Here is a 23,624-nt window from a genome sequence, read left to right on the forward strand (position 1 = left end):
AGTTTACCGGATTCCACAACCTTTGAGCTAATGTACCACCTGCATGTTTTTCACTAGGGTAACCTGAGATGTGATGTTTCGGCTCTGGCCAAACCTGAGTCGATCGGAAAGGGTTCAATCAAGATCGTTGGCTGTACCGAAGACAGGGTAGGGTAGATGCAGCCTTTGATGGTTCAGATTTTCTAAGCCTGAAGAGCAAGTCAAGTTATAGTGTAAGGGAGTAATTGTAATATAGTTTTTGCGAATCGCTTGCACATCTGTGAGCAGGGGAGAAGCTGAAGAGCTTTGAGAAGGGGGATCTAGCACATCTTCAGTTAGTTCTCCAGCCAGCCAATAGTAAGTTTTTCCTCTGGGATCGATGCGTTTTTCAAACATTTCTTCATAGCGACGAGTCCCTTGACGGGTAATGGCGACTCCGGTAATCGCCTCAGCTTTGACCGGAGGAATGTTGACATTGAGCAACAGAGGAGCAAAGGGTTCGTTCTGTTTTAGAGCAGTGACTAAGGATTCGGCAAAGTTGGCGGCTACGCTGAAGTCTTGCATGGTATAACTGGTCAAACTGAAGGCGATCGCCGGGATTTTTTCGATTAATCCTTCCATCGCAGCGGAAACGGTTCCTGAATAGAGAATATCAGTCCCCAAGTTCGCTCCATGATTAATTCCAGATAGGACATAATCGGGTTTTTCCGGCAGTAAGGCTGCCAGAGCCAATTTAACACAATCCGAGGGTGTGCCAGAACAGGCCCAGGCTTTTACTCTCGGATCGAAGACGGAATCAATTTCTTCTGCACGGATAGGTTTATGTAAGGTGAGACCATGGCCGGTAGCAGACCGTTCCCGGTCTGGACAAACCACGCTCACCTGGTGGCCCGCTTTGGCTAACGTATTAGCTAAGGTGCGAATCCCTTGGGCAAAGATGCCATCATCATTACTGACTAGGAGTTTCATTCAAACAGTTCGTCAAAAAAGAGTTTCATCGCGACAAACGAACGGCGGGCACTGTCTGGATTATAGGCCGATCCTTTAGAGGGATCATTGCCCGCTTTAGGGTTAGTAAAGCTGTGAACTGTACCGCCGTAGGCAATTAGTTGCCAGTCTACTCCAGCTTGACGCATTTCTTCTTGGAATGCAGCTACTTCTTCGGGGGGAACGGCAGGATCGTCTGCACCATGTAAGACGAGAACTTTGGCTTGAATCTGTTTGGCATCTTCTGGGTTCGGGGTATCGAGTCCACCATGGAAGCTGACGACTCCCGATACTTCTGCTCCACTGCGAGCGAGTTCTAGAACGGTTGTACCGCCGAAACAGTAGCCAATGGCGGCGGTTTGTTTGGAGTTGGTGAGGCGATGTCGTTTGAGATAGGCTAAACCGGCTTGGGCGCGATCGCGCAATAATTGACGATTAGAACGATAATAGGTGGCCTGTTCCCTGGCTTCATCTGTAGTTTCTGGGCGAATCCCTAACCCGTAAATATCAGCAGCAAACGCTACATATCCCATTTCTGCCAGTTTTTCGGCTTGTTGTTTTTCAAACTCTCCTAAGCCTTTCCAAGCATGGATAATTAACACTCCCGGTCGTTGATTATTATTAGACCGGTCATAGGCTAGATACCCTTCTAGAACGGCATCGCCTTGTTGATATTCCACGACTTCTGTTTGAATATCTGTTACCATCGGACTTTGCGCTTGTCCTAAAGTAATGCCTCCTAAAAGCAAGGCACTGGTACACACTAAGGCCAGCAAGAGGGCGTAGAGTTGTTTTCGTAGTTTGTTCATAGGGGAACTTGTTTTAAAGGGAGGCTGCTTTATTTTAGACAGGAAATGCCAAAACACAAGCGATCGCCTATAATCCCTCATTGAAAAGAGCTATTGTCTAGCGCTAGGCAATAGCTTGCATTACTTAGAGTTTGAGGCTTCAAGCTGTACTTCCTAGACGAGAGAATCGCTAACGATCTACTCATTTGCTTGAAAAAGGTTAGTGAACACCTATAGAGTCCTAGTTACCTTTAGAGGACTCATAGGGTGAATGGGTATTGATAAACCCCCTAATTGCGTCCCGAACTGGAACACCTCGCTTATTCTTATAATAGACTTCACCACACTCAAGATAACATTCGGCCGCTTCAATGAGGTTTAGGCAACTTTCCGGATTGTCGATATCTTCGCTGATTTCTGTATATTCATTCTTCTGTTTGAGAATGTATTGATTATAGGGCTTATCCAGCAATGGCCGTAAGCGACCCGGTCGTTTGTCTCCTTGGAAGTGATTATTAAGATCGAAATCTAAACGGAGAATGTCTCCCCCTACACTATCAACGATTTGTTCGCAGATGACTTCTGAGTTTTGCGATCCAGGATTCAGGAACATATCGGCTAAATGCCTAGCCCAACCCAGCAATCCCCATGTTTTGATTTCTTCATAGTTGTAGGGACAAGTTGTATCCCCTGTACCAATGGAGAGGACAGCAATATCCTTCAATTGTAATCCATTCTGTTTTTCGATTAATAGAGCATGGGCGATCGCGATTAACGTCGGATTATTAGCGGAGACCCCACCATCGATATGAGGCAAGCTTTCTTCATCGTTATAAGGCAGTTCGTAGGGAGGGAAAAAGGTCGGAGCTGATGCTGAAGCGGTGCAAATCTTCCAGAGATCGATATTGTCGTACCAGGCTCCAGAGTCACTAGGATTATTGGCAAACCAGGTGGTATTACGAGAATACACATCATAAGCTGGAATCAGAATATAAGGCTTCACGATCTGGCTAATCTTCGGAGAACCTAACTCTGGGTGAATTAATTTTTTCTGCAATATTTTTGTCAAGCCTTGCTCGCCCTGTTCGTGGGGATATAACATATTGCTGCCCATAGCTTGACTTAATACTCGCCATTTACGCTGTTTGCGAACCGAGTCGAGGAAAATATTCTTTCCGTCTTCGAGGTAGACATCAATCATCTCTTGCGCCTTCATCTGACAAGCAATTGCGGCAGTGAGAATTGAGCCAGTCGATGTACCTGTAACTAAGTCAAAGTATTCGTGTAGCCCTTGTCCTTTAGTCTCTCTTATTACCGTTTCTACTTCTTGCAGCAGTCGTGCGGATAACACTCCGCGAATACCACCGCCATCTAAACTTAGAATTTTGAAGGTCATGGTTGTCTTCTTCCAATAACAAGTTACTTAAAGATCCTTGATGTATCCAGTCCTGTATGATTTGAGTGAGAAAATCTTCAATCCACATCTAAACATTTTAAATGTGGATTGACTGTCAGATTAGTTTTTTAGAGTGCAAAGCGGGGAGCTATAGGAGCAAAATGGGGAGTGGGAGGAGGGGACAACTCACAATCTGAACACCCGGAACCGTAAAAAAAGATCCTCCTGGATAGTCTCTAGAACAGTCTTCCTTAGTGTCAGCTTGTATTGGAAGTTTCATTTTGTTCTCCTAATTATTTAGATAATTACACTTCAACTTGTCATTCAATGATGGCAGGAAGCTAACAATGATTAGCAAATTGATTGCAATATGTGGTCTAGATTAGACCACAGGCAGACAAGCAACGCGCTCTGGAAAATCCAGCAAAAAGATGACATCCGCAATCAATGGGTTCTGAAAATTGTGCCGGTTCGTTGCAATTGGGTTTAGAACCGCGCGCGAATTTATATTGTTGTCGCAACTTTCCTTGACTGTCTTTATGAGAGACTAATACTAAGTCAAGATGGAAAATTTCAGCTCGGTTAACCGGTAGAGACTGATGGGGAGTTTTCATGTGATTTTCCTGCAATAAATTTCTAACCTGAGTTCGCATTCAGTAGCGTTTGAGCAACACAAAACTAGACATCTGTCGCCAAGTTTCCCAATCTTCTGGCGTTTGTAATTGGGCGAGTAAGGATGGGGGGAGGATTTCTCGGTGCAAGTGCTGCCCTTCTTCCAGAAGCGATCGCGATTCCACAGCTCTCCAACCATATGGCTCGAAGAACTCCGTGCCTGCTGCTGGTGCAAATTGCAACGTGGCTTGGCTCGAATCCGCAGCACCATTTATGCTGTTTTGGAAATAGCGCAACGCATGGGGCGAGGCTAAATCTGTTAGCCACCACTCAAAGGGAGACTGAGCATAAAGGTCGGTTGCCAGTGCTGCTACTTGCTCTGGAGTCAGATAAATCAGTAATCCTTCGGTTAGTACTAGTGCCTGTTTTGCGACCAGACCAACCGCTCGGAAGAATCTCTGCCGACTGACTGCGTCCGTCACATCCAAAGCAATGGACTCGAGTAAACATCTCGGTTGTATTGCAGCCAATTTTTTGACTTTGTAATTGAGGATAGCTGGCTCATCACAGTCGCTCCAAGACAGAGTAGCGGACAAAGGCAGCCGATAAGGTCTGGTATCGAGTCCTGCACCCAGGTTCAGTAAGGTATCGACCTTTCCGGCTGCGATTATTTGTAGAATCAACTCATCCATGACAGCAGTACGGACAGCACAGCCCGATGCTCCTGTTGTTCCTCCGGGCATTGCCTGGACTAGGGTTTGACCTCGCTCCCCAGCTAAAATTTGGGCGTAGGGATCTTGGAAGAGGGCATCTGGGCGATCGCTTTCCAGAGCACGATAGGCAGCAGTCAACAAGGCCGTATCGGACAGAGATGCAACAGGTAAAGAAGTCAGAGTCATCGTGTTGTGAAAGTAATGGCAGTTCTGGGGCAGTTTGAGGAATGCTCGATGGTTGCTAGCAAAACAACCACCGAGCAAGGGAGCGCGATCGGATGAGGGTTGACTAGTAATCCAGGCTAATCTGCTTCAACGCTAGATTAGAGTTGGGAAATTAGAAGTCTCTTAAGTAATCACCAATAAAAGCCTTACCAATTTCCATACCTTGTTCTACCAACATACCCCACGCTTTAGCTTCAGAAGTAGTTTCTCCTGCTGCTGCTGAGATTGCTGAAATTTTCCGTCCAATGTTAGAAAAAGCAGTGGTTTCAATAAAACGATGTTGATATGGCTTATTAGATTTGTCATGGTAAACCAAAAAGCGCAATGTTTTTTCGTTGTTCTGCCCATATTGAAAGCCATCATCAACTTGAATTTTATATCCACCCTTAACGAGGGGATTTTTGGATTCATTAGGCTCGCATTTTTCAAAGAATGCATCTGCTTCACTCGCTGACACAAATAAGCTCCCACTTGCTTTTTTGCCGTTAACTGAGTAGAGCAGAGGGATATATGGCTGTTCCCGATTTCCTAAATCTTGTTGCCATTTAATATTCACGTTTTCTGGCTCTTGGGGAGGATTGAATTTAATCCAATCACCTTTTTCAACAAGTTCTGCCATCAATTTGTCCTCAAATATAAGTATTTCAGAAGAGAGATAATGTTAATTAATCATTGTCTCTCTTCTATATCTAAGACGAATTTACTATTCTATTTTTTATTTTTTAGATTTATAGATTTTTCTATTAAAAGAAAAAAAAGGGCGATCGCCCCTATTGCCCCCTATACTATTGGTGAAGAGAAAAGGAATTTTCTTAGTCTTATAGAGCTTGCAAATAAAAATGGTACTGACTGCCATCATGTAAGAGTTCCATGTTGGCAAAATCGCTATTGGGTGGAGTATCTTCCAAAGTTAATTCCTTATACGAGCCACCATAGCCATACTCGTATTTGCTACCATTCCAGGCCCCTTGATAGAATGCGCTATTACTTCCCAGCTTAAATGCATAGATTCGATAAGTGTCGCCATCATTTAACATGGACCATCGAGACCAGTCAGTATCATGGGGAAATCCCGATACTGGATGGGCGGCAGCATAAGCATAGGCCTTTCCATCCCAAATAAACTCATACAGTTTAGTCGGGTTGCCCAGTTGTCGGAAGTAGAGGCGGTAATTGTTTTCTCCATACAGCATTGAGAAGCTATTGGTATCTGCATCTTCCGGAATGTTGGTTATGGTTAACTCGGGTTCTGAATCATGACCGTATTCATATTCGCGACCAGTCCATCCAAATTGATAGAGTTTATCCTGGCTACTCCCTTGGAAACAGTACAGTCGATAGGTGTCTCCATCATGGAGCATTGCCCAACGTCGCAAATTAGCATCCTCAGGTACTTTGGTAATGGATAAGTTTGCACTATCATCCTGTAAAAACTTATAGGAAGTAGTGCCAGAAACATAGACAGCTTGGTTAATAGAAGTCATGAATACTTTCCTTGCTTCTTTGTGATTGTGTTCTGTCTAACTAACGTTTTCCAGAGGTTGATTCTGAATTTCATGATTTATCACAAGACCAATTGAGGTAAGTTTAAAATCACAAAAAGAGCGATCGCACTCTCTTTTTTTTCGTGAGATGTGCGATCGCCTGCTGTTTTTAGCATGAGATAGGCAATTATCCTTAAAGCCCAATTAAGTTTATAACTTTAAGTTACCTACCTGTTGTAGAATACATATCTTCGTGCATATTTAAAGTCTGGATCTATTGGGTTATCCTTTACAAGGTCTGCTAAAGGAGTTCCGGTATATTTCTTTAACCATGAAAATATTTTACCCAATTTATAAGAGCTTAATTCAGTTCGTTCAACTAATTTTTTTAACTTTGGGTCATTCGGATTTTCTTTCAATGTTTTTAACATCGAGTTTTCTGTATCCCTCAAGGTTTTATAGTATCCTTCGCGCTCGATACGCGTAACATCTGTCTTGAGGATTTGTTTCATTAGCCCTCGCGGCGTACACTCTCTATAGATTTCTGTAATTTCGTCTGCAGCACATACCATTGATGAGTGGCGAAATCCAGCTATATATAGCTCGGCAGAACCCTTATTTTGTAAGATAGAGTCTTTATTGGTTTCAATCCACTGCTCCCATCGGGAGTCTAAGCGAAACTGTTCTCTAACATCAAAACGGGCTGTGTAAACTGTTACTGTAAATACAGATTTACCTCCAAAAAGTTTGTCCTGAATTTGCTGAATAACCCGATCTACACTCCAATTTGCAGGTAGACCCATCATGTCATTGGTATCGTCCTTTTCTTCTTGTCTGCCTTGTACGGGATCGACAGCTATGATATGAATGTTTGATACACAAGCCCATAATTGAGTATAATTGTCGGACTCTGCTGCTGCTAATAACGTAGTTAAAAAACCAATTATTCCAACAGCAGCGCCTCGGCTGTGTCCGCCAATTGTCAGTTCAACTTTGTCTTGGTCTTTCATTATTTCCAAGACCTTGAATATAGTGAGAGAACCTATCAGATGCTCCTCTTCTTGATAGCCTTTTATCATAGCAGTCGTACTGAGTCTGGTTTTCCTCCAGGGATTTATGCTTTCAAAAAAACCGCTCTCATCGTTTAGTTCTAGTACATCATTTTTCATTTCATCGGTGCCAACTCCAGATATAAAAAATGATGTACTATAGCCATCAATAGTATCTCCAAATTCTTTTTTTTGCTCGCTTTCTTTTGTTCCTGTACCACAGAACCATACCAAGATCCTTTCCATTTTAACTTTTACCTCTACGATTAAAATTGTTGGTAATAGTAGAGAAGGGAAAATAATTGATTGCTTTCGCTTCTCTGCTATTAAAACGATTCTCAGGTTAGATCTTTGAATTTTTGCATTTAGGGATTGGATTACTCTATTGACTAGTGAAGTTCGTCCTGTCGCTGCAGCACTCGAACATCATAAGGAGCAAGTTCGATGAGTTGGTTTAACTGCGAGCGTGCTTCCCCGACATTACCCAAAGCTATCAGGGCATCGTAACGCTCGATCGCCGCCACAATATCGTCAGGATAGCGTGCCAAAATGCGCTCATAGGCTTGCAGAGCCACCTCAGCAAGGTTTCTCTCCATCTGCACTCGCCCCAGTGCCAGCCAGTGAGACGGGTTTTCCGGCTCCAAAGCAGCGGCTGATTCAAAGAACCTCACCGCCTCCTCCAGATCCTGATTACACACCGCAATCAATCCGCGAATATGCCCTTGCGTCGGTTTATCGCGAACATGGGATAATCCCTGCTCGTAAACCCTTGCCGCCTCTACAGGTTGTGCCATCAACTGCAAGATTTTCCCCAACCTCAAATACACCTCAACCACTTGAGGTTGTCGCTCAATAACCCGTCGATATTGCTCAATTGCCTGCTGCCAACTTCCCGTTTCATAGAGCAAATTAGCTAATTTTAATCGCTTTTTCCATCCTGATGGATATTTCTCAATATACTGACTTAACGTCTTCAGTTTCTGGTTAATTCGGATGGGCTTTTTCTCCAAAACTAAATAAACTGGAGTCTCCATTCCCGAAGGCTGAGAAATTACAGCGACAGATGAGACACTTTGACGAGGCATGTGGCAGTAAGATGATAACTAATGGGTGGATTAATAGACCTGATATTGTTTGCACTCGGAGCATCAGACAAACTACATTTATCGACCGAAGTCTGATGATTTACCCCATCTCTAGAAGAATGCAACACAGAATACTTTTGCCCAGATAAATAGTGCTTTAAACGTTTCCTAAGACACTCCTTAGCCTCCTGAATTCGTTTGTACGCATTATCCTGAGAAATCCCCAAATCTTGAGCAATATCAGCACAGGAAACCTGGTGGTAGTAACGCAAAATAAAAAGCTGGCGTAGTCGCTCAGGAAGCATATTGATTGCCTGAACAATTGACCGGGATAGCTCTTCAGAGAGCAGGGTAGATTCTGGAGAAGTATAACTGATGAGAAGAGAGTCCAGAGAAATTGTTGCGATCTCATCAATATTCTCCACACCTATTGCTCTACGACGAGCTTGTCGATACTTGTCTATACAAAGATTATGAGTTAAGCGAGTTAACCAAGCCTGGAGATTCGTAATTTTATGGGCGTAATCGGGCAATGTCTTTCTCGCTTTGAGCATCGCTAAACTGAGCGCATCTTCTGCTTCATGACGATCATTGTTTAGCCAACGCAGACAGTGAAAATAAAGATACTCTTGATGACTTTGCCAGAGCGGCCAAAAGGCATTCATATCGCCTTCAGAAAGATTCTGTAACAGCTTTTCTTCTTCTACACTATCCAGAACCTTATTTCCACTTCTAGACCCAGAAAATGTGTTGGAAATTAGTCTTTTTCTCTGCATTACTATAAACCAATTTCGAGTTGAACTGCATGATTTTTTTTGCTTGACGATTGCGTTTTAAACTCTTTTCGTCGTCGCTTTGCTGCTGTAATACGCAATCTTTGGCGACGAGATAACCCCAATTTTTGTAAACAGCGGCACATAGCGGTAGGACTCACCCCATTTCCTGTAGTCTGTGTAAATAATTCGCATAGCTCGACCAAGGTAGCATCTTGATGTTTTGCAACTAGATCTTTCACTTGTTCTTGAGCCTCAGCATTGCTGAGATAACTGAATTGGGGTTTTCCTCTGGGTTTGGGATCTACATTTCCTTCTGTTTTTTGTTGCTTGACCAATTTTTGAACGAGACTTCTACTAACGGAAAATCTGGCAGCAACTTCTCTAATTGAGCTTTTTTCTACCAAGTGAGCTTTGACAATTTTTTCTCGTAGATCCACTGAATAAGCTTTCATTGGTGATAAATTTTAATTCGGTTTTGTTGTTGTATTATACTGGGCATTGTACATCACAACAATAAATGTGACAGTCTAGAATCAAACAAGACTGGACTTGATCTCCAGTCTTCTGCACTCAATTTTTACGGTTGAAAGAATCTGCCCCAACCACTTCCTTGGCCCTCAACTGTCCAGCGATGTTCCATTTCATACTTACTGTAGATAGCACCATGGCCATTGTTAACTGGGCCGGTATAATTATCATTTAGAGAACCATAAGGATCATTAACAATAAAATCACCATTTTCAGTGCATCCCCGTACCACAATCATATGTCCTCCACCCGCAGGATTTTCAGTTGTCCCTCTATGCAAAATACCCAGTACCATTGGACGGCTAGCTGCGAGTTCTCGATACACATCATCAAAATCTAGATTGGTATTCCAAGTGCTAGAGAGACCGAAACTGGACAAAGCTTGCTCTTGAACTGTGTGATCAGTGGTATCTCCATATTCAAAAACAACTTTGATATAGATATCATCTCCATTTTTCCCAGGTAAAGTTCCTGGCCGAAAATATTCTAAGCACATGGCACAGGAAGAAGAATTACAGGTCCGTTGAGCATCTCGATAGTTATCCGTTTGAGGGAACCAAGGAACATCCAGTGAGATTTTTTTAGAGCCGACTGAAGAATGGGTAGAGATGACTTTTAAATCCGAGAAAATCTTCTTAGCTTTTTGATAGTAGTTTTTTCGATCTTCTAAACCATTGTAGCCCCCATTAACAACCCGTGTAATTTCTTCAACTGTTGCGCCGCGATCGCACAATTCATTCATACGGTTATTGTGCCACCAAAAACCAGCACTGGTAAATGGATAAGTCTGAGCTACATAATCACAACCCTCCATAACTTTGGCATCGCCGATGGCATCAGAAAAAGCTTGATAGTTACTCCGTCCCGTTAATTGGATAACACCAGCACCTTTATATTTTGGCCCATCTCCTGGCTGAACATTCCCTAAATCACCCCTTCCTTCTAAATATGAGCCATCATCAAGTTCTTTTAACCATTGAAGACCACCCGACTCGTGGGCAACTTGGCTGAGAAAGTGATTAATTCGCTCTGGCGTATTAATTTGATAAAGCTTCAAGCAATCATTGAGATCTTGAAGTTCTTGGAGGTAGATAGAATTGCCAAAAAAACTGTCAGCTTCTTCTTTCCTGATCGGGACTTGATCGCCATTTGAAGTAGAATAAGAACTGGATATAGTAGCCTCTTTAATAGAATTGTCAACCCATCCTTCCCAATGCTTTGCAAAAACATAAAATGTTCCAGAATTAGCGGCTAAGGTGACTTTAAGATATCCATTGTCTGATGGTTCAAGGCATTCATATCCATAGGACTTGCCTGCCAGAACATCGATCATCTGTCCTGGGCTTAAGTGAGAAGAATCTGCCGGATTTTTTTTGAGCTTTGTATTTACTTTTGCCGTGATTTTTTTCATTTTTGAGTCGTGCAAATAACTTAAGAGTTAAACGAATTCATACTATAAGTTGTGAAAAATAACTAGCAGTTTTATTCTTTTTGAATATTTATAGATCTAGAAGAATCAAGCTCTTCATCAGCATCTAAGGTCGTCAACGTTCCCGACAAAAATCCTAACAATGATCCGAGAACAACATTAAATGCTTGATTAGCTATATTGTTGACCTCTTTTATATTTTGCACTTCGGCCAGTATCATCTCCTCATATATCTGTAATTCTTCACTTGTCTCGATCTGATTCAATTGTTCAATATGTTCATTCCGAGAGGAAAAGTTATTGTTCTGAAAAAATGTTACAAATCCAGTGGAAGTCAACAAAAATGCATAAATAGATAGAATGATATACCAAATCGGTTGGCCAACTATATTTGGATCTATTGCTGCCTTTGTTTTGACTTCGTTGATTAGGTTATTAGAATATTCATCTTCATGTTCTGTATCAGTTGGTGGACGAGTAGATGGCTCGTTAGATTGGTTTTCCGAGATCACTTTTTTACCTCTTAGACATCAAAGTTGAAGATAAGAAAGAAACAATTGCACCCAAAATGAGATTAAATGACTGGGAGCTTAGGGAATTTGAAAATTGAGAAGATTCAGCATCGCTTTTTAGTAATCTTTTTACCAGCTTTTGCTTTTCATTATTACCATAATCTTTAACTATTTTCTCGAAATTTTCAGGGCTAGTCGTGAAATCATTATTATAAAAGAAGGTTGTATATCCAATCAAGGTAAATAAAAGTAAATAGGTTGTGAGAACCATATACCAAGTTGTGCTCATTCGACTACTCTTGATCCATTTTTTTAGATTTTTCATAGAATTAATATTTTTCAATATTTGCTAATCCTGAGATGCCATGAATTATCCGTTTTTAAGGAAAAACCTTAAAAATCTACGTTTTTTGATTGATCACTCGGAAATTGCATTGCTATTTATAAAGACGATACTTTAGCCTAATTTGTGAAATCTTTTTTCTCCTCCTATGAGATACTCCATAAATTCTATTGCTCATTCTTACAAGACGATATTCTAGATATATTTGTGAAATTCAATATTTTTTTCTGTTATGAAGTACAACACTCAATCTACTAACAAAACTCAAATAATGTTCCGATACTATTTGCAAGTCTTGATATTTCGTTCTGATAAAAGGTATTATTTTTCTACATATTTCAGGATTTTATTGCACCTCATAACAACGAAATTTACAGTGTTTTATTTATGATTTCCTGATAAACATTTTAAAAACTTATATGTTTCTATATCTCCCTTCTAAACCAATGAACGTTATAAAATATGTATAAATTATTGTAATACTTGTAACAATTATTTTTTGGTATGATTTTTTAAGGATCGACGAAATGGTGTTGATCAAGCACTGAATAATTAACTACTACATTCAAAAAAAAAATCTCCAATTCAGTGGGATCGCATCCATTGATTACATGAAGTTGCTTTTGGTATAAATCATGAAGACACCACAGGATTTAGCCGTTAACTGGGCTGAAAAATTTTCGCAATCAAATCACTCTGTAGATACAGAAATAGAGTTTTGGAATCAATGGCAGAAACATCAATCTTATCTGTATTTTTGTTGCCTCAAATGGATGAGGGGTAATGTTATGGATGCTGAAGATTTACTCTCCCAATCTATGCTTAAAGCTTGGGAAAAGACTGCAAATCATACTGGTAATTTCTATAACTTTAAGGCTTGGTTATACAAGCTGACATATCATTTATGTATTGATATCCAGCGCAAAAACAACCGGATACAAGGCAAGCTATCATACTGGTATAGTGGTGTAGAAACGAAGATGCTATACCCAATTCAACAAGATATTAAAATTCATCTTGAAAAAGATGAAGAAATGAAAGTTATCGAAGGTGCAATTGCAAAGTTGCCTCCTCGGATTCATCACACTTTTATCTTGCATTACTATGCTGAAATGTCTTATCAGGAGATTGCAGAGGAACAAAATATTTCCTATGCGAATGTCCGCAAACGTATTTCTCAGGCACGCTCGATCTTGAAGGCAGAATTGAGAGGTTATTTTCTCGATTGATCGATAGAAGATCCACCAGTTAGAAGAGGTCATTGCAAATGGAAAGCAGTGGAATGAAGCAAGCTCGACAACTTCGCTCATCCTAGTGATTGCTTCATTCTGATTGCAATGACCACTCCAATGAATAATACTATTTCTCTTTCATATTGCCATTCATTGATGATTCTTATCAGGTTTCATGTATCTTGTCAACCGTAGAGCTGCGGACTTTCGATTGAGGTTGATGGGTTTGTCATCCAAGTGGGGTATTTTAAACCCATTGGAACACCCTTAAATCAACGGATAAACCCCTTTTATGAGTACCGTATTTGTTTTTGAGGATAGCAGCGCCCAAAGAGCAGCGATCGCCCAATTACTGCGATCGGTTGGTTTTGAGATTTTAGAAGCTGGAGATGGACTTGATGCATTAAGCCAAATCCGCCAGCATTTGCCTGATGTGGTGGTTGCCGATATTATCTCTCCCCATCTCAATGGCTATCAACTCTGTTTAGCTCTGAAACGAGACCCCAAAACTCGCCATATTCCGGTTATTTTTTGCAGCGTCAAAAATGATGAACTCGATCGAGTGCGAGCACTCACTATTGCCGATGGTTATATTGCCAAACCGTTCCAACCTCCGGAACTGGTAGAAACCTTGATTAGCAAACTCCTAAAACAAGGAAAATCCTGTTTTCATCCTACCCCAGCCGATGATTGGACTGAAGCGGGGTTAATGTGGTTGCAGGATTTTGAGAATCAAGAATGGGCAGTGCAAGCCTTTGAAAAGGCCTTAGCCCTCGAACCGAACCATGATCTAGCGGGAAAACTCAAGGCTGTAGCCTTGGGAGAAGTCGAAAAATCCCGCCATTGTGAAGCTTGTCGCTACTACTATGGCGGGAGTCCCGGTGGCAATTTATTGGTTTGTGCGATTCACCCTCATGGTCCTAAATCGGACTGTTGTCGAGATTGGGAATCTAAGTACCACTGTTCGAGTAATGTCGCTTAGGCAGAACCGGAGATGTTTTCCATGATGCCTAACAGAGGAGGCGCTTTAGCCGCAGGAACATTGGGAATATAGAAGTTTCCAGAGTACAAGCGCGAGCGCTCTTGAGCAACCACGGTGAGAACTTCGCGGGTTTCTTCGGCGATCGCCGTGGTTTTAATGTCGTAGGTTTGGGTGGCGATTTTAGGATAGAGACCGATACCGATGATGGGGAGTAGGAGGCAGAAGGCGATCGCCACTTCGCGAGGTTTCGCATCCATCCAGCCATCAACGACAACCCCTGTTTCTTCACCGTAGAAGATATCGCGCATCATGGAGAGCAGATAGATAGGAGTCAGAATTAAACCCACAGCAGCTAAACCAATGACAACCACTTTGAAGCCAGAGGAATAAACATCACTGGTGGTGACACCCAGGAAGACACTCAGTTCTCCCACAAATCCACTCATTCCTGGAAGAGCCAAGGAAGCCATGGATGCAGCAGTGAATAGGGCGAACAGTTTGGGCATCGTTTGAGCCAGTCCGCTCATTTTTGCCAAAGCTAATGTATGAGTGCGTTCGTAGGTTACTCCAGCCAGGAAGAATAGAGCGGCTGCAATTAGCCCGTGGGAGAGCATTTGTAGCATGGCTCCGTTTAAGCCCAGTTCGTCGAAGGAGGCAATACCGATGAGGACAAAGCCCATGTGAGAGATAGAAGAACAAGCTAGGCGGCGCTTGAGGTCGCCTTGAGCAAAGGCATTAAATGCACCGTAAACAATGTTAACAATTCCCAGGATAACCAGGACGGGAGCAAAGTAAGCGTGGGCATGGGGTAGAGCTTCCAAGTTTAGACGGATGATGCCGTAACCTCCCATTTTCAGCAGCACTCCAGCCAGAATCATGGAGACGGGAGCGGAGGCTTGGGAGTGGGCATCAGGAAGCCAAGTGTGTAGAGGGAAGATAGGTAGTTTAACGCCGAAACCGATGATGAAGGCAGCGTAGGCGAGTAACTCAAAGGCTCTGGGATAGTGTTTGTTCGCTAAAGCGGTCATATCAAAGGTCACGGTGTCGCCGTAGAAGGCCATTGCTAAGGCCGCAACCAGGATGAAAATGGAGGCTAAAGCAGTATAGAGAATAAATTTAGTGGCAGCGTAGAGGCGCTTTTGTCCACCCCAGATGGAGATCAGAAGGTAGACGGGGACGAGTTCTAGCTCCCAGGTCAGGAAGAATAAAAGTAGATCTTGAGCTGCAAATACCGCAATTTGGGCACTGTACATGATCAGCAGTAGGCTGAAGAACAGTCTGGGGCGGTGGTTGACGTTCCAGGATGCGGCGATCGCCACGGTAGTGACTAGGGCACTCAGAGCGATCAGGGGCATGGACAAGCCATCTACAGCTAAAGACCAGTTGAGGCCGAGCTGGGGTATCCAGGGATAGGTTTCGGTCAGTTGAATGGTGGATTGTTGAAAGTTATAGTGGGAGCCGAACGCGTAGAGCGTCATTACGAGGTCTACTAAACCTACGCCTAGGGCATACCAACGAACGAGCTTGATCTGGCGATCGCCAATTAGGGGAATGGCTAGAGCCGCCACAAGGGGAAAAATTATGATTGCACTTAACCAAGGAAATGAATTGCCAAACATGATTGAGAATAAATACTCATTACCTGCTCTTTCATTGTATGTACTTTAGTTAATATTTGTAAACAATGAATTGCCTTATATTTATCGGACATATCCATAGACTATCATCTATGGATCGTGGCTCACCCCTGGAACCTGAACCGAGTTAGGAAAAAGACACTAGGCACAAGATAATAGGCAATAGGGATAACAATTTACAGTTACTGCATTGCAATTCATTTTCTGCTCACTTATGGAAGAGATCTACTGGATTTCATAACAGCACGAATGTTGTATAGCCCGAAATGATTACAGTGAAGGGAGAGTTAATGTTAGTCGTATTACAGGCTATATCCGGTTTTTCCCTATGAGCTATTGCCTATTGTCTTTTACATCCCCTTAGCCCAAAGCGCTATATAATTTAATTAAGGATTACGGTTAAACATAGTCAAAAAAGCGACCCCTAGTACGAATCCGTCTATTTTTTTTAAGGAAGATCCATTTAATAAAACCAGCTTAACTCGTTTAAATCAACTGAACAGGAGAAAATATGCAACTATCTCTCATCACTCCAACTTTTGAACAGCAAACCCTAAATATTATCTTGGCTTCAACTCGGTTTGCAAAAACTTGTGTCAGTCAATTCATTGATCGCCAAGAAGGACATACCCAGATTTGCCGTAATACCCAAGAGTTATTACACAGTGTGCGGCAGCAAGCGCCCGATCTGCTGATTTTAGATATTCTTTTCATCCCCCATCAAACTCAGCGTTTTTGCTGGCGATTGCAAGACCTTTATCCACAACTAAGGATTATAGTATTGGGGAAAACAGAAGCGGAGCTTTCTAGTTGCAATTGGGTATATGAATACCCGAATGTTTCCAAAGCGTGTTTTTCTACTCATTCATGTCAAGTAAGCCAGTCTCCAATGACTCCTGATTCTCAGCCTACACCCTCTGAGTCCCATGATTTGTCTAAACAAGACCTATACTTAGCGTCAGTAGTCGGTGCAGCAGTGTTTGACTTGAGTGGTTTACCCCGTGAATATTTAGTGACGGATGAAGTGGATAACGTCAGTTGGGTACAAACGGTGTTTCAGGCTTTGGGACTGCGATCGCTATTGATGTCCTCTTTGCAACTCGATGGATTTCACTACGCTAGCACCTGTTCTGAAAAATATCGGGCAATTGTGGTTAAACAGAAAGATCAATATATTGCTCTGTTGCTCAAACCTGAGCGTTTCGAGCAGATTACCGAAGAGCTGATCAACTGGGCTAGAACCTTTAATTCCGATGAACTCAAGCTTTATCCCCAATTCCGACTAGCTTAGTCCCCGTTAAACATTGAAGCTAAATGGAGTTAATTCAGTCTACTGATGCAGAGATGAATTGGGGTTAAGTTCAGTCACAATAAAGCTCCACAGTAACTTAACCCTATTTTTACGTCGAGAAAGAATTTCATCTCAACGGTAGCAACTACCATGCCGATTACTTAGTGGGTAGTGCTACAATTTTAAACTTCTCCTTGATCGTCTTTAGCGGAAGATTCAGGAGAAGAATTATACAGGGCATCTAACTTTTCGCGAGCATCTTCTACCGTAATCGATCGCATCACTAATAAGGGTTCTTTGATTAAGGTTCCCGTGTCATCTAAAAACTCAGGATGGGGAACCTGAGTGGACGAGATGCGATTGGGTTCTACCGGAATATCCGTTAACTTTGGGGGATAGGTGCGAGTGCTTTCCGAACCGAGTACCATCAAGTTGCGGATTAAATTACCAACAGCGATAAAGGCTAAGGTAGTGAACGCAAAGACATAAACCAGATGTAGCATTATTACAGATCTCCAAATTGAGTTTTAATCAAAAGGGGTATTAAATCCAGGTGCAAGGGGCCGACCCGTATCACCATCAATCCAGTATTGATCGATCATCTCTATCATAAGCTTAACGTAAGTTACGTTTCTTTACATTTAGAAATTTAAGCTTAACTTAAGATTGTTTTACTCCACGGTGAGACTCTTGGCCCTCAAGAAGGGCCATTTTCTCGTAAAATGGAGGCCGATTCCCAAAAGAATCGCGAAAGCGAATGGCTTCCATCAACGCCTGACTCTAGATATTATCCAATGGCTCTGACATTGAGCATTAACCCTACATAATTGATATAGATTAGTAGACCCATGCCTCCAGAAGACTCCAAACTAGCCCAACCTATGGAACAAGAAGCGCCTCAAATCCATCTACCTCGCACCAGTGAATCGGAAACTTTAAAGAAAATCCGCCATACGACCTCCCACATCATGGCAATGGCGGTACAGAAACTTTTTCCCAAAGCCCAAGTTACGATTGGGCCTTGGATCGAAAATGGATTTTATTACGACTTTGATTGTCCAGAACCCTTTACGGAAAAAGACCTGAAGGCGATTAAAAAAGAGATGATCAAGATCATCAACCGCAAACTCCCTGTACTTCGGGAAGAGGTGAGTCGCGAAGAAGCAAAGGCGCGAATCGAACAACTGCAAGAACCCTACAAACTGGAAATCCTTGACGATATCCAAACGGAACCGATTACGATCTATCATTTAGCCGATCAATGGTGGGATTTATGCGCTGGGCCCCATGTAGAGAATACAGGAGACATTAACCCGAAGGCGATCGCCCTGGAAAGTGTTGCAGGAGCCTATTGGCGCGGCGATGCCAACAAAGCCCAGCTTCAGCGTATTTATGGTACGGCTTGGGAAAATCCCGAACAACTGGCCGAATATCAACGACGTAAAGCAGAAGCCCTCAGACGAGACCACCGAAAACTGGGTAAAGAACTGGGATTATTTATTTTTTCCGATCAAGTTGGCCCGGGCTTACCCCTGTGGACACCGAAAGGGGCAACCGTTCGCAGCTTACTCGAAGACTTCCTCAAACAAGAACAACTCAAACGGGGCTATCAACAAGTGGTTACCCCCCACATTGGGCGAGTAGACCTGTTTAAAACCTCCGGTCATTGGCAAAAATACAAAGATGACTTGTTCCCGATGATGGGAGAATCGGAAGCAGAAGGCTTTGTGCTCAAAGCCATGAACTGCCCCTTCCATATCCAAATCTATAAAAGTCAGCTCCATTCTTACCGAGATCTCCCGATTCGATTAGCTGAATTTGGCACCGTTTACCGCTACGAACAATCGGGAGAACTGGGAGGACTCACACGAGTGCGCGGGTTTACTCAAGATGACTCGCACTTATTTGTGACTCCGGAGCAGTTGGATCGGGAATTCTTAAATGTGGTAGATTTAACTCTAACTGTGTTTAAGACCTTGCGGTTAAGCAATTTCAGAGCTAGGTTAAGTTTTCGCGATCCCAGTTTAGATAAATATATTGGTTCGGACGAAGCTTGGGAAAAATCCCAAAATGCTATCCGTCGTGCGGTAGAAACATTGGGGATGGAGCATTTTGAAGGCATTGGGGAAGCGGCCTTTTATGGGCCAAAACTCGATTTTATTTTCCGAGATGCCCTAGACCGGGAATGGCAGTTGGGAACGGTGCAAGTGGATTATAATTTACCAGAACGCTTCGATCTGACCTATGTTTCGGAGGAAGGGGTTCGCGAACGTCCGGTGATGATTCACCGCGCTCCATTTGGTTCTTTGGAACGCTTAGTGGGGATTTTAATTGAGGAATATGCAGGCGATTTTCCCCTCTGGTTAGCTCCGGTGCAGATTCGGTTGTTACCGGTGAGCGAAACACAATTGCCCTTTGCTCAAAAGGTTGCCGAGCAAATGCTCAATTACAAGATTCGAGTGGAAGTGGATCGCAGTGGAGAGCGGTTGGGTAAACAAATTCGCAATGCAGAGAAAGAAAAGGTTCCCATTATGAGTGTTGTTGGTGCGAAGGAAATGGAAGCTGAGAGCCTCAATATTCGCACTCGCGCTAAGGGAGAATTGGGTGAAATGCCCGTAAAAGAAGTGATTCAGAGGATGGTAGAGGCGATCGCCTCTAAAGACGATTTTTAAAAACCCTGTCCCCTGTTTCTGTTTATAGACTGAAATCCTCAAGGGCGCTGAATCAGGGGTATCCAGTCCCTTGCCTGGCGAAGATTGATGGGTGACAACCTTAACAAGAAAGGGTATAGCAGAGAAGGCGTTAGTTAGAATAATAGGTTATGGTTTGAGGCAATAGGCAAGAGGCACGAATGGCAATAGAACACGTCCTAACTCTCCTTTTCTCTGCTATATTCCCTATTCCCTAGCGCTTTGCGCTATAGGTTAATCCCTGGCGTATCTTGATTTTAAGCCTCCCATGTCTATGAAACCGACTGCAACGTGGCAACTTGCTCCTAAATTTGAGCTTCCCAACTGGTTTGTGCAGGAAATTGCCCAGTTCACCCCCCAACTTTCCCGATGTCATCACTTGGCACAAATTTTGTGGCAACGGGGAATTCAAAACCGTGAGACTTTAGCTCATTTCCTCTCTGCTGGGCAGTATATCCCGACTAGCCCGTTTGAATTTGGCGAAGAAATGCAACAAGCCGTTGCGCGGTTAGAACAAGCAAGAATTCAGGGAGAAAACGTTACTATTTGGGGAGATTTTGATGCAGATGGAGTGACTTCTACTGCTGTTTTACTCGACGGCTTGGGGCAATTTTTCGCGGCGGCAAACTTAGACTATTATATTCCGAATCGCTTAACCGAATCCCATGGCTTAAATGCTCCTGGAATCGAACGCTTGGCAGAGCAAGGAACCCAACTGATTGTCACTTGCGATACGGGAAGTACGAATTTAGTGGAAGTGGAATTAGCACAACGTTTAGGCATTGATGTGATGATCACCGATCATCATACTTTACCAGTGCTGCGTCCTCCTGTTACTGCCATTATTAACCCCCGCTATCTGGCTGACGATCATCCCCTGTTCCATTTATCTGGGGTAGCGGTGGCTTATAAATTGGTGGAAGCTCTATATCAACAGTTTCCTGATATTCCGCAATCTCCCTTAGATGAGCTGCTTGACTTAGTGGCGATCGGATTAATCGCTGATTTAGTCCAGCTTAAAGGAGATTGTCGCTATTTAGCCCAACGGGGAATTGAGTGCTTACAGCGCGATTATCTGCGTCCTCCTGAAGCCCGTCGTCGTCCTGGAATTGGGCGTTTATTGGACTTGTGCAGAAAAACCGGCGATCGCCCCACGGATATTTCTTTTGGTATTGGGCCTAGAATTAACGCCGTCAGTCGCATTTATGGTGATGCCACTTTTTGCGTGGAATTGCTGACCAATCGAGACTTAAAAACCTGCCATCAGTTAGCCGAATCTGCTGAACTGGCGAATACTCGACGCAAAGAAATTCAGCAGAGTATGGTTCAAGATGCCATCTTTGAAGTCTCCCAATTAGATCTATCCACAACTCAAGCCATTGTCCTACACAAACCTGAATGGCCGGCTGGTGTACTCGGTTTAGTCGCCTCTCAAATTGCCCAAGAATACCATAAACCGACGATTTTATTAAGTAGTGAAGCTGGGTCTAAATTTGCTCAAGGATCGGCTCGTTCTGTCGCTAACATTGACCTGTATCAATTAGTCAATAGCCAATCCCATTTACTCCATCGATTTGGCGGTCATCCCTTCGCCGCCGGTTTAAGCTTACCCCTAGAAAATTTACCTCTATTTACGGAAGGTATTAATCAAGAACTTAATCGTACCTTAGCATCTGGCGATCGCTCCCCCATTCTCGATATTGACCTCGAATTAACGGTTGCCGATCTAGGTAAAGAACTCTTTCAAGAACTCAAATTTCTAGAACCCTGTGGCATGGGAAACTCCGTACCACAGATTTTGATTAAGAATTGCCGGTTCACTAATGTTTTTAATGCCAATATCAAAGATAGCAAGGGCAATAAGGTTAAATATATTAAAACCCAGTTTATTTTAACTGACTCCAGCAGCAATCCGGGAATTCCGGGATTGTGGTGGGGACATTATCAAGAGGATATTCCTCCTGGTGAATCTCATGTGGTGGTTGAGTTGGATTTTAATGACTATCAGAAATATCATGTGCGCATCATTGATTTAGTTCCCGCCAAACAAGAGCAGTTATCCACAGCTAACCCTGAATCAACACCGATGTTAGATTGGCGTACCCAGAAACTCGATGAACCGGACAAGATTACTGAGTCTGATCCTTGGGTGATTACTGAAAATCCAGTCAGTTGGCAAGAAATTGAAGGATGGTTAGAGCAAGCGAATCAACAGCAAAAAACGGTCGCGATCGCCTATGACTCTTTTACGCCCCATAACCCCCTTGAAGTCTGGAAAAAGTTAGTCGGTATTGCCAAATATTTAAGTCGGACTCAAGAGTCCATATCTCTCAATTTTCTGCAAGATCGGCTTCAAGTAACGGAAAGAGCTTTGCAGTTGGGATTAAATGCTTTATCTCAGATTGGGTTTAGTATTACTCGACAAGAACAATGCTTAAATATGAGCTACAATTCTAGAACTAAGTTCTCTGATGTTAGCCTCATCTATACCTTTCTCTCTGCTGTGCAAGAAGAACAGTTTCGCCGCCAATATTTTGCCCAAATCTCCCTCGAAACCCTGCAACAGGGAACCTCAAGTGCTTTGCGCTAGATAATAGGAAAGCTTAAGGGGTGACAAGGAAGCTTCATGATTGACTAGGTCATTGGCTTTGGAATAGACTGCTCCTTGTATTTTCCTCTATCATGCAAAAGACCTCAAATGGCTTCTAGCAGTGAAAGGAGGGATTAGGACATTTTTATTACTATTCGTGCCTATTGCCTTAAACACTAGCCTAACTGTCCTAACCCACTGATTCACTGCTACATAACCGCTCAATTGGCTCGAGTCAGGGACTAAACAGTCTATGCAAGGAGATCAACACCAGAGATATTATTGCCATTCAACTCATTGAAGAACGGTTCAAATGTACCGGAGGTTTGAATTCCAAGGCTATTCGGATTAAAGCCAAATATATCCTCATTCGTACCTGATGCACCCGATACATGGAAGTTCCCTTTGGTAGACAGAAGCAATTGCTCTTGCTTAATGGCGATCGCATCCAGGTCTTCATCATGGCTATTAAGCCCTACATCACTGCCATCAAATTCAACCGACCAAGTTCCACGGGTGTGCCAACCTAAGCTATGAGGATTGAAACGCAGGATATCTTCATCGTTACGGTCAATTCCTGATACATGAACATTTCCCTTGGTGGAAATGAGAAGATCCCCTGTAACTGGGTCAACACTCAAACCATCAATATCTTCGCCATGTTCAGTTAAGCCAACATCTGAACCATCGAAGTATAACGAGAAAGAACCGCTGGTGTGGTTTCCAAGGGATGAAGCCGTGAATTTAATGAGGTCCGAATCGTCTACATAGATGCCATCGATATATTGAGCAGACTCGAAGGATAGTAGAATTTCATTATCGCTGATCGCCTCAAAAGCATCAATCGTAGAATACCAAAGTCCCACATCCGAACCATCAAAGAATTTACTGAAGCTCTGGTCACCTGGGTTATATTCAATAATGTCCGCTGAATCAACACTAATTCCATCTAGGGTGTCGTGATGCTTGAGACTGAACAGCAAGGAATGTTGACTCGGTTCAGGCTCAGGTTGAGGTTCAGGTTCAGTACTAGCCGGATTGGTGTAACTACTCTGGTCTTGATCGCTAACAGAACCCGCAGTTACCGTCCCGATATTGACATAATTACCAACCGTTGTGTCACTCAGCTTTATCAAAAGAGACATCACCCGTATTCGTCATATCAAGTCCGTTGAATAAGTTGTGATATAGCAGTGAGTTCACTCCACCCGTAAAAATCGGTTAACCCTCCAATTAATTCTGGCTGTTTCAATAAGGTTTGGCAGCGCTGGTACAACACTTCTTCTAGCTGATCGA

At 42.9% G+C, this 23,624-nt stretch carries 22 protein-coding genes; 5 read left to right on the plus strand and 17 right to left on the minus strand.

The genetic code is table 11. The features are described from left to right. Positions 1–114: 114 nt before the first annotated feature. From surE to PN466_RS20915, 14 genes are all read right to left on the minus strand, one after another. Entirely contained in the window at positions 115–948 is an 834-nt protein-coding gene (gene surE, locus PN466_RS20850) for a 5'/3'-nucleotidase SurE (protein ID WP_271943421.1), read from the minus strand. Beyond that, positions 945–1,775: a dienelactone hydrolase family protein gene (locus PN466_RS20855; protein ID WP_271943424.1), complete on the minus strand. Its 831-nt coding sequence runs from the start codon at positions 1,773–1,775 to the stop codon at positions 945–947. The genes surE and PN466_RS20855 overlap by 4 nt, the downstream gene beginning before the upstream one ends. Positions 1,776–1,995: 220 nt before the next feature. Further along, complete coding sequence (locus PN466_RS20860; protein WP_271943427.1) at positions 1,996–3,150, minus strand: patatin-like phospholipase family protein; 1,155 nt, start codon at positions 3,148–3,150, stop codon at positions 1,996–1,998. Positions 3,151–3,527: 377 nt separating this feature from the next. Further along, positions 3,528–3,764, minus strand: a complete 237-nt coding sequence (locus tag PN466_RS20865) for a hypothetical protein (protein WP_271943430.1) — start codon at positions 3,762–3,764, stop codon at positions 3,528–3,530. A gap of 39 nt (positions 3,765–3,803) precedes the next feature. After that, a complete protein-coding gene (locus PN466_RS20870) occupies positions 3,804–4,661 on the minus strand; it encodes a class I SAM-dependent methyltransferase (protein WP_271943433.1) in 858 nt (285 codons plus the stop codon). Positions 4,662–4,812: 151 nt separating this feature from the next. Continuing rightward, the gene (locus PN466_RS20875) at positions 4,813–5,319 is read right to left on the minus strand and encodes a hypothetical protein (protein WP_271943435.1); all 507 of its coding nucleotides are present in this window, start codon (positions 5,317–5,319) and stop codon (positions 4,813–4,815) included. Positions 5,320–5,518: 199 nt separating this feature from the next. Next, the gene (locus PN466_RS20880; protein ID WP_271943438.1) at positions 5,519–6,184 is read right to left on the minus strand and encodes a hypothetical protein; all 666 of its coding nucleotides are present in this window, start codon (positions 6,182–6,184) and stop codon (positions 5,519–5,521) included. 227 nt (positions 6,185–6,411) lie between these two features. Further along, on the minus strand, positions 6,412–7,479 hold the full coding sequence (locus PN466_RS20885) for a hypothetical protein (protein WP_271943441.1): 1,068 nt from the start codon (positions 7,477–7,479) through the stop codon (positions 6,412–6,414). 143 nt (positions 7,480–7,622) lie between these two features. Beyond that, entirely contained in the window at positions 7,623–8,318 is a 696-nt protein-coding gene (locus tag PN466_RS20890; protein WP_271943442.1) for a tetratricopeptide repeat protein, read from the minus strand. After that, positions 8,285–9,094, minus strand: coding sequence for an RNA polymerase sigma factor (locus tag PN466_RS20895; RefSeq protein WP_271943444.1), 810 nt, complete (start codon positions 9,092–9,094; stop codon positions 8,285–8,287). Before PN466_RS20895 ends, PN466_RS20890 begins: the two co-directional genes overlap by 34 nt. Positions 9,095–9,096: 2 nt before the next feature. After that, positions 9,097–9,546, minus strand: coding sequence for a helix-turn-helix domain-containing protein (locus PN466_RS20900; protein WP_271943446.1), 450 nt, complete (start codon positions 9,544–9,546; stop codon positions 9,097–9,099). 125 nt (positions 9,547–9,671) lie between these two features. Beyond that, positions 9,672–11,033: a C39 family peptidase gene (locus tag PN466_RS20905; RefSeq protein ID WP_271943448.1), complete on the minus strand. Its 1,362-nt coding sequence runs from the start codon at positions 11,031–11,033 to the stop codon at positions 9,672–9,674. Positions 11,034–11,104: 71 nt separating this feature from the next. After that, positions 11,105–11,563 carry a hypothetical protein gene (locus PN466_RS20910; protein ID WP_271943450.1) on the minus strand — a complete coding sequence of 153 codons (459 nt, stop codon included), beginning with the start codon at positions 11,561–11,563 and terminating at the stop codon, positions 11,105–11,107. Between the two features lie 4 nt (positions 11,564–11,567). Next, positions 11,568–11,852 (minus strand): hypothetical protein, encoded by a 285-nt coding sequence (locus PN466_RS20915; RefSeq protein WP_271943453.1) that lies wholly within the window; start codon positions 11,850–11,852, stop codon positions 11,568–11,570. Between the two features lie 689 nt (positions 11,853–12,541). Between PN466_RS20915 and PN466_RS20920 the strand changes: the two genes are divergently transcribed. Together PN466_RS20920 and PN466_RS20925 are read left to right on the plus strand one after the other, a co-directional pair. Then, entirely contained in the window at positions 12,542–13,135 is a 594-nt protein-coding gene (locus PN466_RS20920) for an RNA polymerase sigma factor (RefSeq protein ID WP_271943455.1), read from the plus strand. 295 nt (positions 13,136–13,430) lie between these two features. Further along, complete coding sequence (locus PN466_RS20925; RefSeq protein WP_271943457.1) at positions 13,431–14,120, plus strand: response regulator; 690 nt, start codon at positions 13,431–13,433, stop codon at positions 14,118–14,120. On the opposite strand, the gene PN466_RS20930 is transcribed toward PN466_RS20925, so the two are convergent. Further along, the gene (locus PN466_RS20930; protein WP_271943459.1) at positions 14,117–15,739 is read right to left on the minus strand and encodes an NAD(P)H-quinone oxidoreductase subunit 4; all 1,623 of its coding nucleotides are present in this window, start codon (positions 15,737–15,739) and stop codon (positions 14,117–14,119) included. The genes PN466_RS20925 and PN466_RS20930 overlap by 4 nt on opposite strands. Before the next feature lie 529 nt (positions 15,740–16,268). Between PN466_RS20930 and PN466_RS20935 the strand changes: the two genes are divergently transcribed. Then, positions 16,269–17,048 carry a hypothetical protein gene (locus PN466_RS20935; RefSeq protein ID WP_271943462.1) on the plus strand — a complete coding sequence of 260 codons (780 nt, stop codon included), beginning with the start codon at positions 16,269–16,271 and terminating at the stop codon, positions 17,046–17,048. A 182-nt stretch (positions 17,049–17,230) separates the two neighbouring features. Here the strand turns inward: PN466_RS20935 and PN466_RS20940 are convergent, their stop codons facing one another. Beyond that, entirely contained in the window at positions 17,231–17,551 is a 321-nt protein-coding gene (locus tag PN466_RS20940) for a DUF2973 domain-containing protein (protein WP_271943465.1), read from the minus strand. Positions 17,552–17,896: 345 nt separating this feature from the next. Here PN466_RS20940 and thrS point away from each other — a divergent pair, with 345 nt between their 5' ends. Beyond that, a complete protein-coding gene (gene thrS / locus PN466_RS20945; protein ID WP_271943468.1) occupies positions 17,897–19,720 on the plus strand; it encodes a threonine--tRNA ligase in 1,824 nt (607 codons plus the stop codon). 292 nt (positions 19,721–20,012) lie between these two features. Further along, positions 20,013–22,328 (plus strand): single-stranded-DNA-specific exonuclease RecJ, encoded by a 2,316-nt coding sequence (recJ, locus tag PN466_RS20950; RefSeq protein WP_278003173.1) that lies wholly within the window; start codon positions 20,013–20,015, stop codon positions 22,326–22,328. 251 nt (positions 22,329–22,579) lie between these two features. Here the strand turns inward: recJ and PN466_RS20955 are convergent, their stop codons facing one another. Beyond that, positions 22,580–23,473, minus strand: coding sequence for a hypothetical protein (locus tag PN466_RS20955; protein WP_271943474.1), 894 nt, complete (start codon positions 23,471–23,473; stop codon positions 22,580–22,582). Between the last annotated feature and the right edge of the window lie 151 nt (positions 23,474–23,624).

The sequence above is a fragment of the Roseofilum reptotaenium CS-1145 genome (assembly GCF_028330985.1).
Taxonomy (GTDB): domain Bacteria; phylum Cyanobacteriota; class Cyanobacteriia; order Cyanobacteriales; family Desertifilaceae; genus Roseofilum; species Roseofilum reptotaenium.